The organism is Dyella marensis (assembly GCF_900112865.1).
Lineage (GTDB): Bacteria > Pseudomonadota > Gammaproteobacteria > Xanthomonadales > Rhodanobacteraceae > Dyella_D > Dyella_D marensis_A.
In genome coordinates, this window is the sequence record NZ_FONH01000013.1 from 86,154 (window position 1) to 103,858 (window position 17,705).

20 protein-coding genes are annotated in these 17,705 nt (G+C 69.4%); 17 read left to right on the forward strand and 3 right to left on the reverse strand.

Translation table 11 applies throughout. The features are described 5' to 3' along the window. Nucleotides 1-136: 136 nt before the first annotated feature. The 5 genes from BM172_RS15755 to rmuC all read left to right on the forward strand — a co-directional run bounded on the left by BM172_RS15755 (nucleotide 137) and on the right by rmuC (nucleotide 5,273). Nucleotides 137-733, forward strand: a complete 597-nt coding sequence (locus tag BM172_RS15755) for a DUF1190 domain-containing protein (RefSeq protein WP_026634968.1) — start codon at nucleotides 137-139, stop codon at nucleotides 731-733. Continuing rightward, nucleotides 733-1,911, forward strand: coding sequence for a glutathionylspermidine synthase family protein (locus BM172_RS15760; protein ID WP_026634969.1), 1,179 nt, complete (start codon nucleotides 733-735; stop codon nucleotides 1,909-1,911). Before BM172_RS15755 ends, BM172_RS15760 begins: the two co-directional genes overlap by 1 nt. A 182-nt stretch (nucleotides 1,912-2,093) precedes the next feature. Beyond that, nucleotides 2,094-2,531: a hypothetical protein gene (locus BM172_RS15765; protein ID WP_026634970.1), complete on the forward strand. Its 438-nt coding sequence runs from the start codon at nucleotides 2,094-2,096 to the stop codon at nucleotides 2,529-2,531. A gap of 45 nt (nucleotides 2,532-2,576) precedes the next feature. Further along, on the forward strand, nucleotides 2,577-3,755 hold the full coding sequence (locus tag BM172_RS15770) for a class I SAM-dependent rRNA methyltransferase (protein WP_026634971.1): 1,179 nt from the start codon (nucleotides 2,577-2,579) through the stop codon (nucleotides 3,753-3,755). A 75-nt stretch (nucleotides 3,756-3,830) separates the two neighbouring features. Then, nucleotides 3,831-5,273, forward strand: a complete 1,443-nt coding sequence (gene rmuC, locus BM172_RS15775) for a DNA recombination protein RmuC (protein ID WP_026634972.1) — start codon at nucleotides 3,831-3,833, stop codon at nucleotides 5,271-5,273. Nucleotides 5,274-5,430: 157 nt separating this feature from the next. Here rmuC and BM172_RS15780 read toward each other — a convergent pair whose 3' ends face one another. After that, nucleotides 5,431-6,246, reverse strand: a complete 816-nt coding sequence (locus tag BM172_RS15780) for a shikimate 5-dehydrogenase (protein WP_026634973.1) — start codon at nucleotides 6,244-6,246, stop codon at nucleotides 5,431-5,433. A gap of 158 nt (nucleotides 6,247-6,404) precedes the next feature. On the opposite strand from BM172_RS15780, the gene BM172_RS15785 reads away from it, so the two are divergent. The 12 genes from BM172_RS15785 (at nucleotide 6,405) to BM172_RS15840 (ending at nucleotide 15,795) form a co-directional block, all read left to right on the forward strand. Then, nucleotides 6,405-7,166 carry a hypothetical protein gene (locus BM172_RS15785; RefSeq protein ID WP_026634974.1) on the forward strand — a complete coding sequence of 254 codons (762 nt, stop codon included), beginning with the start codon at nucleotides 6,405-6,407 and terminating at the stop codon, nucleotides 7,164-7,166. Between the two features lie 59 nt (nucleotides 7,167-7,225). Continuing rightward, on the forward strand, nucleotides 7,226-7,825 hold the full coding sequence (folE, locus tag BM172_RS15790) for a GTP cyclohydrolase I FolE (protein WP_026634975.1): 600 nt from the start codon (nucleotides 7,226-7,228) through the stop codon (nucleotides 7,823-7,825). Continuing rightward, nucleotides 7,825-8,160 (forward strand): EF-hand domain-containing protein, encoded by a 336-nt coding sequence (locus BM172_RS15795; RefSeq protein ID WP_026634976.1) that lies wholly within the window; start codon nucleotides 7,825-7,827, stop codon nucleotides 8,158-8,160. The genes folE and BM172_RS15795 overlap by 1 nt, the downstream gene beginning before the upstream one ends. 109 nt (nucleotides 8,161-8,269) lie before the next feature. After that, entirely contained in the window at nucleotides 8,270-9,634 is a 1,365-nt protein-coding gene (locus tag BM172_RS15800) for a TCR/Tet family MFS transporter (protein ID WP_051548595.1), read from the forward strand. Then, nucleotides 9,631-10,137, forward strand: a complete 507-nt coding sequence (locus BM172_RS15805; protein WP_026634977.1) for a DUF1993 domain-containing protein — start codon at nucleotides 9,631-9,633, stop codon at nucleotides 10,135-10,137. Before BM172_RS15800 ends, BM172_RS15805 begins: the two co-directional genes overlap by 4 nt. A gap of 97 nt (nucleotides 10,138-10,234) precedes the next feature. Beyond that, nucleotides 10,235-10,882, forward strand: a complete 648-nt coding sequence (locus tag BM172_RS15810) for a DsbA family oxidoreductase (protein WP_026634978.1) — start codon at nucleotides 10,235-10,237, stop codon at nucleotides 10,880-10,882. 175 nt (nucleotides 10,883-11,057) lie between these two features. Continuing rightward, nucleotides 11,058-13,160 carry an ATP-dependent DNA helicase DinG gene (gene dinG / locus BM172_RS15815; RefSeq protein WP_026634979.1) on the forward strand — a complete coding sequence of 701 codons (2,103 nt, stop codon included), beginning with the start codon at nucleotides 11,058-11,060 and terminating at the stop codon, nucleotides 13,158-13,160. Then, the gene (locus BM172_RS15820; RefSeq protein ID WP_081805144.1) at nucleotides 13,157-13,714 is read left to right on the forward strand and encodes a HutD/Ves family protein; all 558 of its coding nucleotides are present in this window, start codon (nucleotides 13,157-13,159) and stop codon (nucleotides 13,712-13,714) included. The genes dinG and BM172_RS15820 overlap by 4 nt, the downstream gene beginning before the upstream one ends. A gap of 39 nt (nucleotides 13,715-13,753) precedes the next feature. Continuing rightward, nucleotides 13,754-14,332, forward strand: coding sequence for an NnrU family protein (locus BM172_RS15825; protein ID WP_026634981.1), 579 nt, complete (start codon nucleotides 13,754-13,756; stop codon nucleotides 14,330-14,332). 170 nt (nucleotides 14,333-14,502) lie between these two features. After that, nucleotides 14,503-14,700, forward strand: a complete 198-nt coding sequence (locus BM172_RS15830; RefSeq protein WP_026634982.1) for a hypothetical protein — start codon at nucleotides 14,503-14,505, stop codon at nucleotides 14,698-14,700. Nucleotides 14,701-14,704: 4 nt separating this feature from the next. Next, nucleotides 14,705-15,295, forward strand: coding sequence for a DUF938 domain-containing protein (locus BM172_RS15835; protein ID WP_026634983.1), 591 nt, complete (start codon nucleotides 14,705-14,707; stop codon nucleotides 15,293-15,295). Nucleotides 15,296-15,393: 98 nt separating this feature from the next. Then, complete coding sequence (locus tag BM172_RS15840; RefSeq protein ID WP_026634984.1) at nucleotides 15,394-15,795, forward strand: YchJ family protein; 402 nt, start codon at nucleotides 15,394-15,396, stop codon at nucleotides 15,793-15,795. Between the two features lie 142 nt (nucleotides 15,796-15,937). Here the strand turns inward: BM172_RS15840 and BM172_RS15845 are convergent, their stop codons facing one another. Both BM172_RS15845 and BM172_RS15850 read right to left on the reverse strand, forming a co-directional pair. Next, entirely contained in the window at nucleotides 15,938-16,705 is a 768-nt protein-coding gene (locus tag BM172_RS15845; RefSeq protein ID WP_026634985.1) for an NRDE family protein, read from the reverse strand. Between the two features lie 4 nt (nucleotides 16,706-16,709). After that, nucleotides 16,710-17,591: a methylglyoxal synthase gene (locus BM172_RS15850; RefSeq protein WP_026634986.1), complete on the reverse strand. Its 882-nt coding sequence runs from the start codon at nucleotides 17,589-17,591 to the stop codon at nucleotides 16,710-16,712. Nucleotides 17,592-17,705 lie beyond the last annotated feature (114 nt).

The following is a 17,705-nucleotide window of genomic DNA, read 5'->3' on the forward strand; positions in this document are numbered from 1 at the left end:
GCTGGACTTGCCGCTGTCATGAAGCGGTTCGCACTGTGACCGTGGCGCGACACCGGCCTCGCAAGAATTTGCCCGGGGAACTTCCGTCCGCCCGGCCGCGCAGGCATGCTTGCCGCTTCACTGCGCGAGGAACGCGATGAAACGCTCAAGGACCGCCGCCCTGCTGCTGATGGGCAGCCTGCCGCTGTGCCTCACTGCCTGCGGCGACGACGAAGCCACCCGCGAAGGCCTCTACACCTCGGTGGACGCCTGCGTGGCGCAGACGCAGGACCGGCCAACCTGCGAGCAGGCGTTCGCCAATGCCGCCTCGGAAGCGGCGGAGAAAGGACCGCATTTCGATACGCGCGCCCAATGCGCCGCGAGCTATGACTGGGATCGCTGCGAGGAACGCCGCGACAGCGGCGGCCACTCGTTCTTCGGCCCGCTGATGACCGGCTTCTTCCTCTCGCAGATGCTGCGCAACGGCTCGCCCATGACCGGCTTCACCGCCGGCCCCGCCTTCCGCGACACGCGCGGGCAATGGGGCCGCCCGGATCCCGCCGCGGGTCCCGGCCCGGCCTATGGCAGCAGCAGCCGCTGGCGCAACAGCGGCACGGCCGGCACCGGCGGCTACTACGGTTCGAGCGCGCGCGGCTCCAGCGGACTGGTGCCGGTCAGCAGCACGCCCGATCGCGCCGTCACCGTCAGCCGCGGCGGCTTCGGCTCCTCCTTCCGCGGCCGGATCGGCAGCTGATGCGCCGCATCGCCATCCGCGAGCGCTCCGACTGGCGCGCTCGCGCCGAGGAGTACGGCTTCGCCTTCCACACCATCGACGGCGAGCCGTACTGGGACGAGTCGGCGTACTACGCGTTCTCGCTGCGCCAGATCGAGGACGACATCGAAGCGCCCACGGAAGAACTGCACGCGATGGCGCTGGACCTGGTCGACGGCATCCTCGCCAGCGAGCAGCAGCTGCGCCGGCTGGCGATCCCCGAGCCGTACTGGGACTGGATCGCGCACAGCTGGCGCGAACGCCAGCCGCATCTCTATGGCCGCATGGATTTCGCCTACGACGGCCGCGGCCCGGCCAAGCTCTACGAGCTCAACTACGACACGCCCACCTCGCTGTACGAGGCGGCGTTCTTCCAGTGGGAATGGCTGGAAGACCAGCTCGCGCGCAACGGCCTGCCGGCCGGCGCGGATCAGTTCAACGCCATCCAGGAGGCGCTGGTCGAGGCCTTCGGCGCGATCGCGCGCCAGCTGCCGCGGCCGTTCCTGTTCGCCGCGCTGCGCGACTCGACGGAAGACCAGGGCACCATCGCCTACCTGCGCGACTGCGCGCTGCAGGCCGGCGTCGACAGCGGCGAGATCGCCATCGAGGACATCGGCATCAGCGCGGACGGACGCTTCACCGACCTGGACGACCGCGTGATCGGCGCGCTGTTCAAGCTGTATCCGCTGGAGGACCTGTTCCGCGAGGAATTCGGCCGCCATCTGCCGAACTCGGGGCTGCAGCTGATCGAGCCGCCGTGGAAGGCCGTGCTCAGCAACAAGGGCATCCTGCCCCTGCTATGGGAAAAACACCGCGGCCATCCCAACCTGCTGCCGGCCGCGTTCGACGATGGCGCCGCGCTGCAGCCCGGCTGGGTGCGCAAGCCGCTGCATTCGCGCGAGGGCGCCAACATCGCCATGCATCTGCCGGACGGCCGGCGCGTGGAAACCGACGGTCCCTATGCCGGCCCGTGTATCCGCCAGGCCTGGCATCCGCTGCCGGATTTCGGCGGCGGCTATCCGCTGATCGGCAGCTGGGTGGTGGCCGACCGCGCCTGCGGCATGGGCATCCGCGAGGATCGCTCGCCGGTGACGCAGGACGGCGCGCGCTTCGTGCCGCATGCGATTCTGGATGAGCCGCGCGCGGTGCTGATGGCGTAAACCTGCACCATTGCAACCCTTCTCCCTCCGGGAGAAGGTGGCGGCAGCCGGATGAGGGTTCGGCCGGAGCGATGCACATCACTCTTGCGCTCCGCCCGAACCCTCACCCCAACCCCTTCCCCGGTGGGAGAGGGGCTTTTATCCGGCTAAGCTTGCGGCTCTTTTGTCGACGGAACCCCCGCGTGCGCAGCTTTCTTTTCCGCCTGATCGGCATCCTCGAAGTGGCCGGCGGCTTCTACGGCGTGGTCACCATGCTGCGTCGCCTGCTGCCGCTGGGCAGCACCCACGATTCGATCGTGGCGGTGATCGGGCTGGCGCTGTACGGCTTCGTGCTGGTCGCGGGCTTCGAGCTGCTGGGCAACACCGAGCGCGGCGTGACCTTCTCGCGCATCGCGCAGCTGCTGCAGCTGCCGTTGATCGCCACGCCGATGTTCAGCTACGGCCTGCATTGCGGCGCCTTCGTGAATATTTTCGCCAGCCTGCAGTCCTCGCCGCATCTGGGCCTGGACTGGCACGTGGGCTCGCAGGGCTTCGTACTGGCAGTGGCCGGTCCCGCGGTGTCGCGGCTGGGCATCAATCTGCTGGCGCTGCTGTCCTGGCTGGCGCTGCGGCTGCGCTGAGCGGCTCTCCGCGGGAAAGCCGGGCGCAGCCGCTATCATGCGCGGATGAACAGCCCCGCTTCCCCCGCCCTGCCCGTCATCCGCCTCAAGTCCGACCGCACGCCCGGCCACCCCTGGGTGTGGTCCGCGCAGGTGCACAAGCCCGCCGAGCGGCTGCCGCCCGGCAGCGTGGTGGAGGTGGTGGACGCCAAGGACCGCTTCGTCGGCCGCGGCTTCTGGAACGGCCATGCGCGCATCGCCTTGCGCCTGCTCTCCAGCGATCCGGACCAGGCGATCGACGCCGACTGGATCGCCGCGCGCATCGCGCGCGCCGTGCAGCTGCGCCGCGAATGGCTGGCGCTGGACGGGGTCACCGACGCCTGGCGCGTGGTGCACAGCGAGGGCGACGGCCTGTCCGGCCTGATCGTCGACCGCTACGCCGACATCCTGGTGATCGAATACTTCGCCGCCGGCATGTGGAAGTTCCGCGAGGCGATCCATGCCGCGCTGCTGGCGCACTTCCCCGGCGCGCGCCTGTACTGGTTCGCCGAAAGCCATGTGCAGAAGCAGGAATCCTTCGACTGCCGCGCCGCCGATGCGCCCGCGCCGGTGGAAGTGCACGAGCACGGCCTGCGCTTCCACGCCGCGCCGGGCCTGGGCCACAAGACCGGTTTCTTCGCCGACCAGCGCGACAACCGCGCCCGCTTCGCCGAACTGGCGCGCGGCCGCCGCGTGCTCGACCTGTGCTGCAACGCCGGCGGCTTCGCCGTGCACGCGCTGGCCGGCGGCGCCAGCGCAGCCACCGGCGTGGACATGGACGCGGGCATCCTGGAAGTCGCCCGCGCCAACGCGGCCGCCAACGGCGTGGACGCGCAGTTCGAGCAGGCCGACATCTTCGACTGGCTGCGCGGCGCCGTCGCGCGCGGCGAGCAATACGACGCCGTGGTGCTCGATCCGGCCAAGCTCACCCGCGACCGCAACCGCGTGATGGACGCGCTGAAGAAATACTTCGCGATGAACCGCCTGGCGCTGGACGTGATCCCGCCCGGCGGCCTGCTGCTGACCTGCTCCTGCACGGGCCTGGTCAGCGAGGCGGACTTCCTGGAGATGCTGCGCCGCGTGGCGCTCAACGCCGGCCGCGAGATCCAGGTGCTGGAAGCGCGCGGCGCCGGCCCGGACCACCCCGTGCGCAGCGACGTGCCGGAAGGGCGCTATCTGAAGGCCGTGTTCTGCCGGGTCTGGTAAAGCGCCCGGTCCGCGCCCGTCCCGGCGCATGAGACGCGGGCGCGTACACTTGCGGCCTTGCCGTATGGAACCGCCATGTCTCTCGTCGAAGTCCTGCTGATCGTCCTGATCCTCCTGGCCCTGGCCGCGCTCGCGCTGCAGGCCGTGCTGCTGCGCTCGCGCAACGACGGCTCGATCGCCGCGCGGCTGGATGCGCTGAAAGACGACGGCGAACGCCTGCAGCGCGCCTTGCGCGAGGAACAGCGCTCCGGCCGCGAGGAACTGCAGCAGGGCTTCGACCGCTTCCGCGCACACATGGGCGAACAGCTGGCCGCCGTGAGCCAGCACCAGGCCGAGCGCGTCGACGGCTTCGGCCAGCGCCTGACCCTGCTCACCGAGCGCACCGACGCCGGCCTGCAGGCGCTGGCGCAGCGGCTGGCCGAGGATGCGCGCCACAGCCGCCAGGAACTCACGCTCGCCCTCAACCGCTTCGGCGAACAGCAGCAGCAGCGCCTGGCCGCGCTCACCGCCGACAACGAGAAACGCCTGGGCGAGGTGCGCGCCACCCTGGAGAGCAAGCTCAAGGCGATCCAGGACGACAACGCGGCCAAGCTCGAACAGATGCGCGCCACCGTCGACGAGAAGCTGCAGAACACGCTGGAAACGCGCCTGGGCCAGTCCTTCCAGCTGGTATCGGAGCGCTTGGAAGCGGTGCAGCGCGGCCTCGGCGAGATGCAGAGCCTGGCCATCGGCGTGGGCGACTTGAAGCGCGTGCTGACCAATGTAAAGACGCGCGGCACCTTCGGCGAAGTGCAGCTGGGCGCCTTGCTGGAACAGATCCTGATTCCCGAGCAGTACGCCGCCAACGTGGCCACCGTGCCCGGCTCGGCCGAGCGCGTGGAATACGCGATCCGCCTGCCCGGCAGCCAGGGCGAGCAGCCGGTGTGGCTGCCGATCGACGCGAAATTCCCGGTAGAGGACTACCAGCGCCTGCTCGACGCACAAGAGGCCGCCGACGCCGACGCCGCGCTGGCCGCCGGCCGCGCGCTCGAAGTGCGCGTGCGCGAAGAGGCCAGGCGCATCCAGAGCAAGTACGTGGCGCCGCCGCACAGCACCGACTTCGCCATCCTGTTCCTGCCCACCGAGGGCCTGTACGCCGAAGTGATCCGCCGCCCCGGCCTGTCCGACCTGCTGCAGCGCGACTACCGCATCACCCTGGCCGGCCCCACCACGCTCACCGCCCTGCTCAACAGTCTGCAGATGGGTTTCCGCACGCTGGCGATTGAGAAGCGCAGCAGCGAGGTCTGGCAGCTGCTGGCGGCGGTGAAGACCGAGTTCGGCAAGTTCGCGGGGGTGCTGGAAAAGACCCGCAAGAAGCTTACCGAGGCGAGCAATGTGATCGATCAGGCGGGTGTGCGCACGCGTGCGATCGAGCGCAAGCTGCGGCATGTGGAGACGCTGCCGGGGGAGCAGGTGCAGCAGTTGCTGGGGGAAGCGCCGAGCAGCGACGCTGAAGAAGAGGATGAAGCTGGCGATTGAGCCCCTCTCCCCCGGCGACCCGAAGGTAGTCCCCGTGGGAGAGAGGGGTTGGGGTGAGGGTACGGGCGGAGCGCGGAAGTGATGTGCACGACTCCGGCCGAACCCTCATCCGCCTGCCGGCACCTTCTCCCGGTGGGAGAAGGGTTCACTAGTACCCTTACGACAAAGCGTGCGCCGCCGCCTCCGCGATCAACGCATCCTCCGGCCGCACGCCCGTATACAGCACGAACTGCTCTACCGCCTGCAGCACGATCACTTCCGCGCCGGTGATCACCTGCTTGCCCCGCGCGCGCGCCAGCCGGATCAGCGGCGTCTCCGGCGGCAGTGCCACCACGTCGAACACCACGCTCGCACGCTCCACTTCCGCCTCGGTGAAGGCCAGCGATTCCGCCTCCGGCCCTTCCATGCCGAGCGGCGTGACGTTGATCAGCAACTGCGCTTCCACGTCGCGCATGTCCGGCGCCCACGCATAACCGCAGGTCTGCGCCAGCGCGCGACCAGTCGTTTCGTTGCGCGCAATGATGTGCCCGCGCCGGAATCCCTTGTCGCGCAACGCACAAGCCACCGCCTTCGCCATGCCGCCGCTGCCGCGCAGCGCCAGCGTGGTCTCGGGTGCGACCCGATGCTGTTCGATCAACCGTGCCACCGCGATGTAATCGGTGTTGTACGCACGCAGATGCCCATCGTCGTTGACGATGGTATTGACCGATTCGATCGCCTGCGCCGACGCATCGATCGAATCCACCAGCGGCATGCAGGCTTCCTTGAACGGCATCGACACCGCGCAGCCGCGGATGCCCAGCGCGCGGATGCCGCCGATGGCTGCGGGAAGGTCGCGCGTGGTGAAGGCCTTGTACACGTAGTCCAGGCCGAGCGCCTCGTACAAATAGTTCTGGAAACGCGTGCCGAAATTGCCGGGGCGGCCGGACAGCGACATGCACAGCTGGGTGTCGCGGGAAATGCGCAGGGTCATGGGGAGCTACTCGTGGCTTGAAGCGTCAGCGGGACCATAGACATGCCGCATGCCATCGATCAACCCCGCATCGATCAACCCACATTGATCAACCCCAGCGACTCCCGCCACGCGTTGCATCCCACGCATCGATCCGCGATGCCTGCCGGAGCCTTCCCATGAAAACCCTGCTGATCGCGCTGGCCATCGCCGCCGGCCTGGCCCACGTCGCCCCGGCCCATGCCGTGGGCCGCCTGCTGGACCTGAGCGTGTACGACCGCGACACCCAGCGCAGCCTGCCCGTGTATGTGCATCAGGGACGCTACTACGTCGCCGGCGAGCCCGGCCATCGCTACCGCGTCGCCCTGCGCAGCCGCAGCGGCGAGGATCTGCTGGCGGTGTTGTCGGTGGATGGCGTCAACGCCGTGTCCGGCCAGACCGCCGGCTGGTCGCAGGCGGGCTACGTGCTCGATCCGCGCGCAAATACCGACGTGCTTGGCTGGCGCAAGAGCCTCAGCCAGGTGGCGGATTTCGTGTTCACCGATATCGGCCAGAGCTATGCCGCGAAGACCGGGCGCCCCGACAACGTCGGCGTGATCGGCGTGGCCGTGTTCCGCCGCAAGCCGCTGCCGCCGCCGGTGGTCTACGAGGCCGATATGGCGGCGGACCAGGCCGCGCCGATGGCTGCAGCACCCGCCGCGCGCGGCGAAGTGCAGCGCGCTGCCAAGGCCGGCACGCCGCTGGGCACCGGCCATGGCGAGCGCGAATACTCCTCCGTCACCGAGGTGGAATTCGAGCGCGCCTCCAGCTCGCCGGACGAACTAGTCACGCTGTACTACGACACCCGCGACAACCTCGCCGCCCAATGCGTGATCCCCTGCGAACGGCCGCACCCGGTGCGTCCCGATCCCTTCCCCGGCCGCTTCGTGCCCGACCCCTGAGCCTCCAGGGCTTGACGCCGGCGCTACACTTGACCGCCTGCGCCACGTAAGGAACCCCCATGAGCGACCAGCACCCGACCGACGTCACCCCCGAGCAGGCCGAGGAGGCGGTGCGCGTGCTGTTGCGCTGGGCCGGCGAGGACCCGTCGCGCGAAGGCCTGCTCGACACACCCAAGCGCGTGGTCAAGGCCTACCGCGACTGGTTCTCCGGTTATCTGACCGATCCGGGCGAGTACCTGCGCCGCACCTTCGAGGAAGTGGCCGGCTACGACGAGATGGTGGTGCTGCGCGACATCGAGTTCGAAAGCCATTGCGAGCACCACATGGCGCCGATCGTCGGCCGCGCCCACGTCGGCTACCTGCCGACCAACCGCGTGGTCGGCATCAGCAAGCTGGCGCGCGTGGTGGAAGCCTACGCGCGCCGTTTCCAGGTGCAGGAAAAGCTCACCGCGCAGATCGCGCAGTGCATCCAGGAAAATCTGCATCCGGCCGGCGTGGCGGTGGTGATCGACGCCAGCCACGAATGCATGACCACCCGCGGCGTGCACAAGCGCGGCGTGTCGATGGTCACCAGCCAGATGCTCGGTTCCTTCCGCGACGACGCGCGCACCCGCGCCGAATTCCTGCAGTTCATCGGCATCCGCGGCGGCGTGCGCTGATGCGGCGCGCCCTGGCGGCGGCCCTGCTGGCCCTGCCGTGCCTGGCCGCGGCCCAGGGCTACCCGCGCACGCCGGCCGAATACCTGAAGCTGATGGACGCGGACGGCGACGGCCGCATCAGCGAGCAGGAATACGTGGACTATCTCAGCGCCGGTTTCCGCCGCATGGATACCAACGGCGACGGCGTGCTCGAGGCGGACGAACTGCCGGGCGGCCGCGGCAAGCCGGTGACCCTGCGCGGCCACCAGGACAACCTGCGCCGCCAGTTCCACAAGCTGGATCGCAACCACGACGGCTACCTCGACGCGAAGGAGCTCGCGGCGCCGCCGGCCTGAGCCTTTTCCCCGGGCGCTAAACGGCGGCCGGGCTCCCGATTGCCGCACCGCTGCAACACCCATGCGCCGGCTGCGCTATCGTTCGCGCTTTCTCCCTCGCCGCCGGAACATGGACCAGCCTGTCACCACCGTCTCCGAGCCGCGGCGCCGCGCGGCGGTCGCGTTCATCTTCGTCACCGTCCTGCTGGACATGCTGGCCTTCGGCATCGTGATCCCCACGCTGCCGCACCTGATCGAACAGCTCGCCGGCGGCGGCATCGCCGCGGCGGCGTCCTGGGTGGGCGTGTTCAGCACGGTGTTCGCCGTGGTGCAGTTCATCTTCTCGCCGATCCAGGGCGCGCTGTCGGACCGTTTCGGCCGGCGCCCGGTGATCCTGATCTCCAACCTGGGGCTCGCCGTGGATTTCGTGGTGCTGGCGCTGGCGCCCACGCTGTGGCTGCTGCTGGCGGGACGCATCCTGCTGGGCATGACCGCGGCGAGCTTCACTACCGCCAACGCCTACATCGCCGACATCACGCCGAAGGAGAAGCGAGCCGCCGCGTTCGGCATGCTCGGCGGCGCGTTCGGCCTGGGCTTCATCATGGGGCCGGGCCTGGGCGGCGTGCTCGGCGAGATCTCGCTACGCCTGCCGTTCTGGGTGGCCGCGGGCCTGGCGCTGTGCAATTTCCTCTACGGCCTGTTCGTGCTGCCCGAATCGCTGCCGAAGGAGCACCGCACGGCGCGTTTCGAACTGCACAGCGCACATCCGTTCGGCGCGCTCAAGCTGCTGCGCCGCGACCCGGTGCTGCTCGGCCTGGGCACGGTGATGTTCCTGGTTTACCTGGCGCACTACGTGCTGCAGACCACCTTCGTGCTCTACGCCGACTACCGCTACGGCTGGGGCACGCGCGCGGTCGGCCTGGTGCTGATGCTGGTCGGCGCCTGCGACGGCTCGGTGCAGGCCTTCCTCACCGGCCGGCTGACCCCGCGCTGGGGCGAACGGCGCGTGCTGGTCGCCGGCATGCTGTGCGGCATCGGCGCCTTCCTGCTGATGGGCCTGGCCGACGTGGGCTGGGTGTTCCTGCTCGGCATCCCGCTGATGGCGCTGTGGGGCCTGTCCGGGCCGCCGATCCAGGCGATCATGACCCAGCAGGTCGATCCCACCGAACAGGGCCGGCTGCAGGGCGCGATCACCAGCCTGGGCAGCTTCGCCGGCATCTTCGGTCCGACCCTGTTCGCGCAGATCTTCTCGTTCTCGATCCTGCCGACCTCGCCGCTGCACCTGCCCGGCCTGGCCTTCGTGGTCGCGGCCGCGCTGCTGGTGATCGGCACGGTGATCGCCGCGCGCACGGCGCGGCGCGTGACGGACCCTTCGCTGACGCCGCACGAAGAACCCACGCCATGCGCCGCCAGCGTGCCGCACGATCTCTCGCCGGTCGCGGCGACGCATCCTGTCGATATCGATCCTGTCCACTCCTCGGAGCCATCCTCATGACGCTTTCCATGTACCAGGCCTCGGTGCCGGTGTTCCTGCGCGCGCTGTCCAACCTGCACCACGTGCTGAAGAAGGGCGAGGCGCACGCGCAGGCCAAGGGCATCGCGCCCGACGTGCTGCTGCAGACGCGCCTGATCCCCGACATGCATCCGCTGGTGCGGCAGGTGCAGATCGCCACCGACATGGCCAAGAACGGCACCGCCCGCCTGGCCGGCGTGGAGCCGCTGAAGTTCGAGGACACCGAGACCAGCTTCGAGCAGCTCTATGCGCGCATCGAACGCGTGGTGGAATACATCAAGGGCTTCAAGCCCGAACAGGTCGACGGCAGCGAAGCACGCACGGTGACCATCAAGACGCGCGGCAGCGATCATCAGTTCGAAGGCCAGGCCTATCTGCTGCACTTCGTGCTGCCGAACCTGTTCTTCCACTGCACCACCACCTACGCGATTTTGCGCGCGGCGGGCGCCGAACTCGGCAAGTCGGATTTCATGGGCAAGATGTAAGCACTCCGCGCGCCGGTGCCGTTCGTACGGACGGCACCGGCTTGATCGCACGCAATCCAGGCCGCATCTCCTGTCCTTCCACCACCGGAGGCCCGCCATGGCACGCAAGCTCAAGATCGATTTCGTTTCCGACGTGGTCTGCCCCTGGTGCGCGGTCGGCCTCGGCGCGCTGGACGAAGCGCTGCGCCGGCTCGACGGCGAAGTTCAGGCGGACATTCACTTCCAGCCGTTCGAACTCAACCCGCAGCTGGCGCCGGAAGGCGAGGACGTCGGCGAACACCTCGCCCGCAAGTACGGCAGCACGCCGGAACAGATGAAGCAGAACCAGGAGGCGATCCGCCAGCGCGGCGCCGATGTCGGCTTCACCTTCAACCTGGACAGGCGCCAGCGCATCTACAACACCTTCGACGCGCATCGCCTGCTGCACTGGGCCGAGACCCAGGGTCGGCAGGGTGAACTGAAGCGCGCGCTGCTCGGCGCCTATTTCACCGACGGCCGCAATGTCAGCGACCGCGAGGTGCTGGTCGCCGCCGCGGCCCAGGTCGGCCTGGATGCCGGCCACGCGCGCCAGGTGCTGGAAGAGGGCCGCTACGCCGACGAGGTACGCGCGCAGGAGGCCTTCTACCAGGGCCAGGGCGTGCGCGCGGTGCCGTCGGTGATCGTCAACGACCGTTACCTGATCCAGGGCGGCCAGCCGCCGGAAGTGTTCGAGGAAAGCCTGCGCAAGATCGCGGCGGAAAGCTGACACGACGAACGGCGTAGGTTGGGGTGAGCCGCAGGCGAACCCCAACATGGCACTCGATTACGGTGACGTTGGGGTTCGCCTGCGGCTCACCCCAACCTACGTCCACCCCTTACAATGGCCGGACCGCGCCAGCCGCTTCGACGGTCGCGCCTTTCGCAGTCTCCCCGCCGGCCGCATGCTCACCGACGACACCAAGGAATCCATCCGCGCCGCCTACACGCGCCTGAAGGAGGGCCTGCCTGGCTTCCGCGCGCGCGCGTCGCAGGGAAAGATGATCGCCGAGGTGGCCAAGGCGCTGGCCGTGGAAGGCGGCGCCGCGGTGATCGAGGCGCCGACCGGCACCGGCAAGTCGATGGCCTATCTGATTGCCGGCGTCGAAGTGGCGCGCGCGCAGAAGAAAAAGCTGCTGATCGCCACCGCCACCATCGCGCTGCAGGAACAGCTGGTACAGCGCGACATTCCGCTGTACCTGAAGCTCAACGGCCGCGAGGCCAAGGTCGCGCTGGCCAAGGGCCGCGGCCGTTACCTGTGCCCGCGCAACCTGGCCATGGCCAGCAACAGCCTGCAGGACACCGCGCAGATGGGGCTGGGCTTCGAGGCTGATCTCGCGCTGTGGTCCAAGCCGCCGGCCGAGCGCGACAAGCAGGTGCTGGCCAAGCTCGCCGGGGCGTTCGACCGCCACGAATGGGACGGCGACATGGACAACGCGCCGGAAGCCCCCGGCGACCTGCTGCGCGCCATGATCACCACCAGCGCCGGCGGCTGCACCGGCCGCAAATGCGGCCAGTTCATGGCCTGCCCGTTCTTCGCCGCGCGTCGCGCAGTGGGCGACGCGGACATCATCGTGGCCAACCAGGACCTGGTGCTGGCCGACCTGACCATGCCGCGCGAAGAAGACGGCTTCGGCGGCGTGATCCTGCCCAAGCCCGATGAAGTGCTGTACATCTTCGATGAAGGCCACCACGTGCCGTCGAAGGCGATCGACCGCGGCGCCGCCGAAGTGCATATGAGCGTCACCGTGCGCCAGCTCAGCCGCCTCGGCCGACAGATCCACGCGGCCTATTCGCTCACCGACAAGGAAGTGATCGGCAAGCTCTCGCTCGATGCCGGCGACGAGAAACTGCAGGAACTGAGCGACGCGCTGGAAGAACTGGAAAAAGACATCCGCCTGCACTGGCTGCCCTCGCCCGCCGACGACGAACCGATGTACCGCGGCTCGCTCGGCCAGCTGCCGGAGTCGTGGGTGGAACACGCGCGCGTGCTGTACGTCTTCACCGGCGAAATGGAACGCTGGGTCGGCGCCGTGCGCCGCGCCGTGCTGGAAATGACCGAGAGCGGCCCCACCAACGAGGCGCTGTCGCGCGAGCTGGGCATGGCGCTGGAGCGCATCGACCGCCAGCTGCGCACCTGGCGCGCCTGGTCCAGCGAGGACCGCGAAGGCGGGCCGCCGCTGGCGCGCTGGGTCACGATGTCCGGCGACCAGCAGCTGGTCTGCCATGCCTCCTCCGTCTCCGCCGGCGGCCTGCTGCGCAGCGTGCTGTGGGAGAACGCCAGCGCGGTGGTGATGACCTCGGCCACGCTCAGCGCGGGCGGCAATTTCCGCACCTTCGCCGACGCCGTCGGCCTGCCCGACGGTGCAGTCACGCTCAGCCTGCCCTCGCCGTTCAATCTGGCCGCACAGGCGCGGCTGGAAGTGCCGGCGCTGCGCGCGATGCCGGATGCGCGCGAGGAACACGCGCAGGAAATCAGCGACTGGCTCGCCGCGAATCTGGACTGGGGCGCCGGCAACCTGGTGCTGTTCACTTCGCGCGCCAAGCTCGACCGCGTGCTGCAGAAGCTGCCGATCGAATGCGTGCGCAAGGTGCGCGCGCAGGGTTCGCTGGGCAAGGCGCAGTTGGTGGCCGAGCACATCGTCGACGTCGAGGCCGGCAAGGGCAGCACGCTGTTCGGCCTGGCCTCGTTCGGCGAAGGCCTGGACCTGCCCGGCAAGCTGTGCGAGACCGTGGTGATCACCCAGCTGCCGTTCGCCGTGCCGACCGATCCGGTCGGCGCCACCTATGCCGAGTGGCTGGAATCGCGCGGGCGCAATCCCTTCATCGAAGTCACCGTGCCGGATGCGACGCGCCTGCTCACCCAGTACTGCGGCCGCCTGATCCGCACCGAGACCGACCACGGCCGCATCGTGCTGCTCGACCGCCGCGTGGTGACCAAGCGCTACGGCGAACGCATGCTCAACGCACTGCCGCCGTTCGCGCGCGCGATCGAGCGCGCGGCGTGAGCATCGTGCGCGCCGCGGACATCGCGGTGACGCCGTGGAAGAACGGCATGGGCCGCACGCGTGAGCTGGCCATTCATCCGGCTGGGGCGGATCTCGGCAACTTCGCCTGGCGCGTGAGCGTGGCCGAGGTGGACAGTGCCGCGCCGTTCTCCGCGTTTCCCGGAGTAGACCGGCAGATCGCGCTGCTGCAAGGCGCGGGCTTCGTCATGCGCTTCGCGGACGGGCGCGAGCATCGGCTGGAGCAGCCGTACGCGCCGTTCGCCTTTCCCGGCGAGGCGGCGGTGGATGTCGTGCTGCTCGGCGGCGCCACGCGCGATTTCAACCTGATGCTGCGGCGCGGTGCGATCGACGGCCAGCTCGAGACCTGGCGCGCGGGCGCGCACGCGCTGGCAGGTGTCGCGCTGCTGTATGCGGTCGCGGGAGAGATCGTCACGCCCGAAGGCCGTCTGCAGCCGGGTGACGTGTGGCACGTCCCGTCGATCATGCAAGGCACGCTGGCGCTGGATGACGAGGCGACGGCGCTGGCCGTGCGCCTGCAGCCGCCGGGCGCCTAGCGCCCTATACTCGCCCCATCCGTCCGGAAGGGGTTCCCGATGACACTGCTGATCCTGGGTCTGCTGCTGTTCCTGGGCGTGCATTGCGTGCACATGTTCGCCGCCGGCTGGCGCGCGCGGCAGATCGCGCGCCTGGGCGAGAAAAGCTGGAAAGGCCTGTATTCGCTGGTCTCGATCGCGGGCTTCGTGCTGCTGATCTACGGCTTCGGCCAGGCGCGGCTGCAGCCGGTGCTGCTGTACGTGCCGCCGATGGGGCTGCGCCATCTCAATGCGCTGTTCACCCTGGTGGCGTTCGTGCTGATCGTCGCCGCCTATGTGCCGCGCAATCATTTCAAGGCGAAGCTCGGCCACCCGATGCTGGCCGGCGTGAAGACCTGGGCCTTCGGCCACCTGCTGGCCACCGGCATGCTGCACGACGTGGTGCTGTTCGGCGCGTTCCTGCTGTGGGCGGTGGCGGACTTCGTGGTGTCGCGCCGGCGCGATCGCGCCAACGGTGTCACCTATCCCGCCGGCACGCTGCGCGGCGACCTGGTGGCGATCGTGGTCGGCGTGGCGGCCTGGGCCTTGTTCGCCTTCGTCCTGCACACGCGCTGGATCGGCGTGAATCCGATGCCGTAAGCGCCGTACATTCTTGCGCCGGCGTAGGTTGGGGTGAGCCGCAGGCGAACCCCAACGTCGGCACGGTCATACGCTTCGCCATATTGGGGTGTAGAGAGTCATCTCCCTGATCGCCGCGCGGCGCGCTAGAGTTCGTGCACCCTGTCCCCCGTTCCGCGAGGAATCCTTCCATGGCCGGTTTCCTGCTCTGGTTGCTGCTGCTGGTGTTCTGCTGGCCGATCGCCCTGCTCGCGCTGGTGCTGTATCCGATCGTGTGGCTGCTCACGCTGCCGCTGCGCCTGGTGGGCATCACGGTGAACGCGGTGTTCGCCTTCCTCGGCGCGCTGCTGATGCTGCCGGCGCGGATCCTGCGCGGCCGGCCCGCCTGAGCCGTTGGACAAACCCAGCGCGCCCTCCTGCGAACGCAACCGCGAGCCGATCCTCGCGGTGCTGCGCGAACACTTCGCCGACCGGCGCGACGCGCTGGAGATCGGCAGCGGCACCGGCCAGCACGCCGTGCACTTCGCCGCGGCGATGCCCTGGCTGAGCTGGCAATGCTCGGATCGCGCGGAGAACCTGCCCGGCATCCGTCTGTGGCTCGACGAAGCCGCACTGCCCAATACGCCGGCGCCGCTGGAACTGGACGTCGGCGGCGCCTGGCCGGCGCATCGCTACGACGCGGTGTTCAGCGCCAACACGCTGCACATCATGGGCTGGCCTGAAGTCGAGGCGCTGTTCGCACGGCTGCCCGAGGCGACGACGAGCAATGCCACGCTGGCGATCTACGGTCCCTTCAACTACGGCGGCGAATACACCAGCGACAGCAATGCCGCCTTCGACCAGTGGTTGCAGGAGCGCGGCGCGCACATGGGCATCCGCGCTGCCGAAGCGGTGGATGCGCTCGCCGCGCGGGCCGGCTTCCGCCCCGTCGCCGACGTGGCGATGCCGGCGAACAACCGCTGCCGGGTGTGGCGCCGCGGCTGAGCGCGCAGGCCTCGTCCATTTGGCCGACCGCCCGTGCCAAGCCCCGCCCCGGGTGGCATGATGTCCCGTCTTTCGCCGCCAAGCGCCGCCTGCCCTCCGTGCAAGCCATCGACACGCTCACGCCCTGCCCCTGCGGCAATCCCGCCGGCTATCTCCGCTGCTGCGGGCCCTTGCACGACGGCGCGGCAGCGGCCACCGCGGAAGCCCTGATGCGCTCGCGCTACAGCGCCTATGTGCTCAAGCGCGAGGACTACCTGCTCGCCACCTGGCACGCCAGCACGCGGCCGACCACGCTCAAGCTGGGCGCGCAGCAGCCGGCGCCGACCTGGCTGGGCCTCAGCGTGAAGCAGCATGAAAGCGAGGACGATCGCGCCACCGTCGAGTTCGTCGCACGCCTGCGCTACGGCGGCGGCAAGGCGCAGCGCATGCACGAGATCAGCCGCTTCGTGCGCGAGGATGGGCGCTGGTACTACGTCGACGGGACGTTTCCAGAATCTTGAGCCCCTCTCCCTCCGGGAGAGGGGTTGGGGTGAGGGTGCGGGCGGAGCGCAAGAGTGACGCGCACCGCTCCGCCCGTACCCTCATCCGGCTGCCGCCACCTTCTCCCGGAGGGAGAAGGGTTCCAATTGGCAAGGTTTAGGATTACCCCTCACCGAAACTCATCGCCGTCTCGCCTTCCTCGCGCCCATTCGGCCCGAAGCGCCGCTCCACGATCACCCCGCGCCCATCGTGCCCCAGCGCCACCACCGTGCTGGCGCGCGTGCCGTAGAGCTCGCCGCGGATGAAGGCCGAGGACAGCCAGCGTTCGCGCTCCAGGCCGACGCCGGTGTCGGGCAGTTGCTGGTCCGGCGCGCGATGTTCGTCCGCGAGCGCGGCGAACAGCGGCGCGAAGTCGTCGCCTTCGCCGTGCGCGGCGAGCCAGTGTTCCACGTGACCCATCAAGGCGCGCGTCTTCGGCCAGGGCGTATTGAAGTCGGCATTCGACAGGCCGTACACGCCGGCCATCACCGCCTGCGCCTTGGGCACGGGACGGTTGCCGAGATAGAACGCGGCGGCCTCGTCGAAGGTCAGCAGGTTGAACGGACGATAGCCCGCCGCATCGGCCTGCAAGGCCTGCGCATGCGCCGTAGCATCCGCTGCGCCGGCGAGGTAATCCGTCGCCAGCAGCCCGCGCGAAGCGCCGAGCTGCGGATCGCGCGGATCGCGCACATTGGTCACCACGCAGCAGCGGCCCGCGTCGGTCACGCCCAGCCAGGTACCGCCCGCTTCGAGGTCGCGCCCGCCGATCACCACGCTGTCGTTCCAGCGCGCCAGCGCGGCGCTGGGGCGCGCATGGAACTCGTCGCGGTTGCCGGCCAGCAGCAGGCGCCAGCGCGGATGCGCCTGCCAGGCGAAGGCGATCAGGCACATGGCATCAGCACGGACGCAGTTCGGCGCGGCGGCGCACCGCCTCGGCCCAGCGGCGCGCCACGGCGGGCGAGGTCATGCACACCGCGTCGTCGGTGACCGTGGTGACGGCGCGCTCCAGCAGCTGGATGTCCGCCTCGTGCTGGCGCGCCACGTGCGGGTCCTCGAAGAACAGCGCGCGCTGACAGCGGCGTTCCAGTACCAGGTCGGCGATCTGCGCGTCGCCGCCCATCGGGCCGCTCTGGTAGCGCTGCACCCAGTCCTGCTCCTGCGGCCAGCCGCGGCTCCAGGCCAGCTCATTGAGGCGCTGGCCGGTGGTGCCGGTGGCGATGCGCTGCGCGAAGCGCGACAGCACGTCGAAATGCTCGGCGGCATAGGCCACCATCTGCGGCTTCATCGCATCGTGCGCGATCAGCGCCAGCGTCTGGTGCTCCAGTGCATGCAGCGCGTCGGCGCCAGGGTCGGGCGCGAAGCCGGCGAGGATGCGTTCCAGCTCGACCCAGTCGCGCGCCGAGGCCACCGTCGAGATGAACGGCTTCTGGTGGATCACGCACTGGCGCTTCAGCGCGATCGCCTCGGGGAAGATCGAGGACGGGTCCACCGGATGCATCAGGTACACCGCGCCGTCGAGCGCGCGGCCGGATTCCGGCAGGCCCACGATCTCCGCCACCAGTTTCATCAGGCCGCCTTCGCGGCCATAGGGATAGCGCAGCAGTCCCGCGTAGTCGCCCAGCACGCCATCGCGCACGATCGCGTCGTAGGTGCGGCCCACCGCATGCAGGCGGATATCCAGTTCGCGGATGCCCTGCTGGCTGGCGCGCAGCCAGCGGAACAGCGCGGACTCCGCGTGGCTGTGATGGGCTTGATTGGCGGCCAGGCCGATGCGCATGCGGAGCTTCCCCTGCGGGTGGACGGATCGAACGCAGAGCGTACCGCGCGCAGCCGCATGGCGGGGACAAACGCAGGTGTCAAAGGACACAAAAAAGCGGCGCGCCGGCTACCG

Excerpts from the sequence above, each read along its gene's own strand:
- BM172_RS15755 (WP_026634968.1), top strand. The coding sequence starts at position 137 with ATGAAACGCTCAAGGACCGCCGCCCTGCTGCTGATGGGCAGCCTGCCG.
- dinG (WP_026634979.1), top strand. The coding sequence starts at position 11,058 with ATGCTCACCGACGACACCAAGGAATCCATCCGCGCCGCCTACACGCGC.
- BM172_RS15850 (WP_026634986.1), bottom strand. The coding sequence starts at position 17,591 with ATGCGCATCGGCCTGGCCGCCAATCAAGCCCATCACAGCCACGCGGAG.
- BM172_RS15825 (WP_026634981.1), top strand. The coding sequence starts at position 13,754 with ATGACACTGCTGATCCTGGGTCTGCTGCTGTTCCTGGGCGTGCATTGC.
- BM172_RS15785 (WP_026634974.1), top strand. The coding sequence starts at position 6,405 with ATGAAAACCCTGCTGATCGCGCTGGCCATCGCCGCCGGCCTGGCCCAC.
- BM172_RS15805 (WP_026634977.1), top strand. The coding sequence starts at position 9,631 with ATGACGCTTTCCATGTACCAGGCCTCGGTGCCGGTGTTCCTGCGCGCG.
- folE (WP_026634975.1), top strand. The coding sequence starts at position 7,226 with ATGAGCGACCAGCACCCGACCGACGTCACCCCCGAGCAGGCCGAGGAG.
- BM172_RS15830 (WP_026634982.1), top strand. The coding sequence starts at position 14,503 with ATGGCCGGTTTCCTGCTCTGGTTGCTGCTGCTGGTGTTCTGCTGGCCG.
- BM172_RS15795 (WP_026634976.1), top strand. The coding sequence starts at position 7,825 with ATGCGGCGCGCCCTGGCGGCGGCCCTGCTGGCCCTGCCGTGCCTGGCC.
- BM172_RS15760 (WP_026634969.1), top strand. The coding sequence starts at position 733 with ATGCGCCGCATCGCCATCCGCGAGCGCTCCGACTGGCGCGCTCGCGCC.
- rmuC (WP_026634972.1), top strand. The coding sequence starts at position 3,831 with ATGTCTCTCGTCGAAGTCCTGCTGATCGTCCTGATCCTCCTGGCCCTG.
- BM172_RS15780 (WP_026634973.1), bottom strand. The coding sequence starts at position 6,246 with ATGACCCTGCGCATTTCCCGCGACACCCAGCTGTGCATGTCGCTGTCC.
- BM172_RS15800 (WP_051548595.1), top strand. The coding sequence starts at position 8,270 with ATGGACCAGCCTGTCACCACCGTCTCCGAGCCGCGGCGCCGCGCGGCG.
- BM172_RS15810 (WP_026634978.1), top strand. The coding sequence starts at position 10,235 with ATGGCACGCAAGCTCAAGATCGATTTCGTTTCCGACGTGGTCTGCCCC.
- BM172_RS15770 (WP_026634971.1), top strand. The coding sequence starts at position 2,577 with ATGAACAGCCCCGCTTCCCCCGCCCTGCCCGTCATCCGCCTCAAGTCC.
- BM172_RS15845 (WP_026634985.1), bottom strand. The coding sequence starts at position 16,705 with ATGTGCCTGATCGCCTTCGCCTGGCAGGCGCATCCGCGCTGGCGCCTG.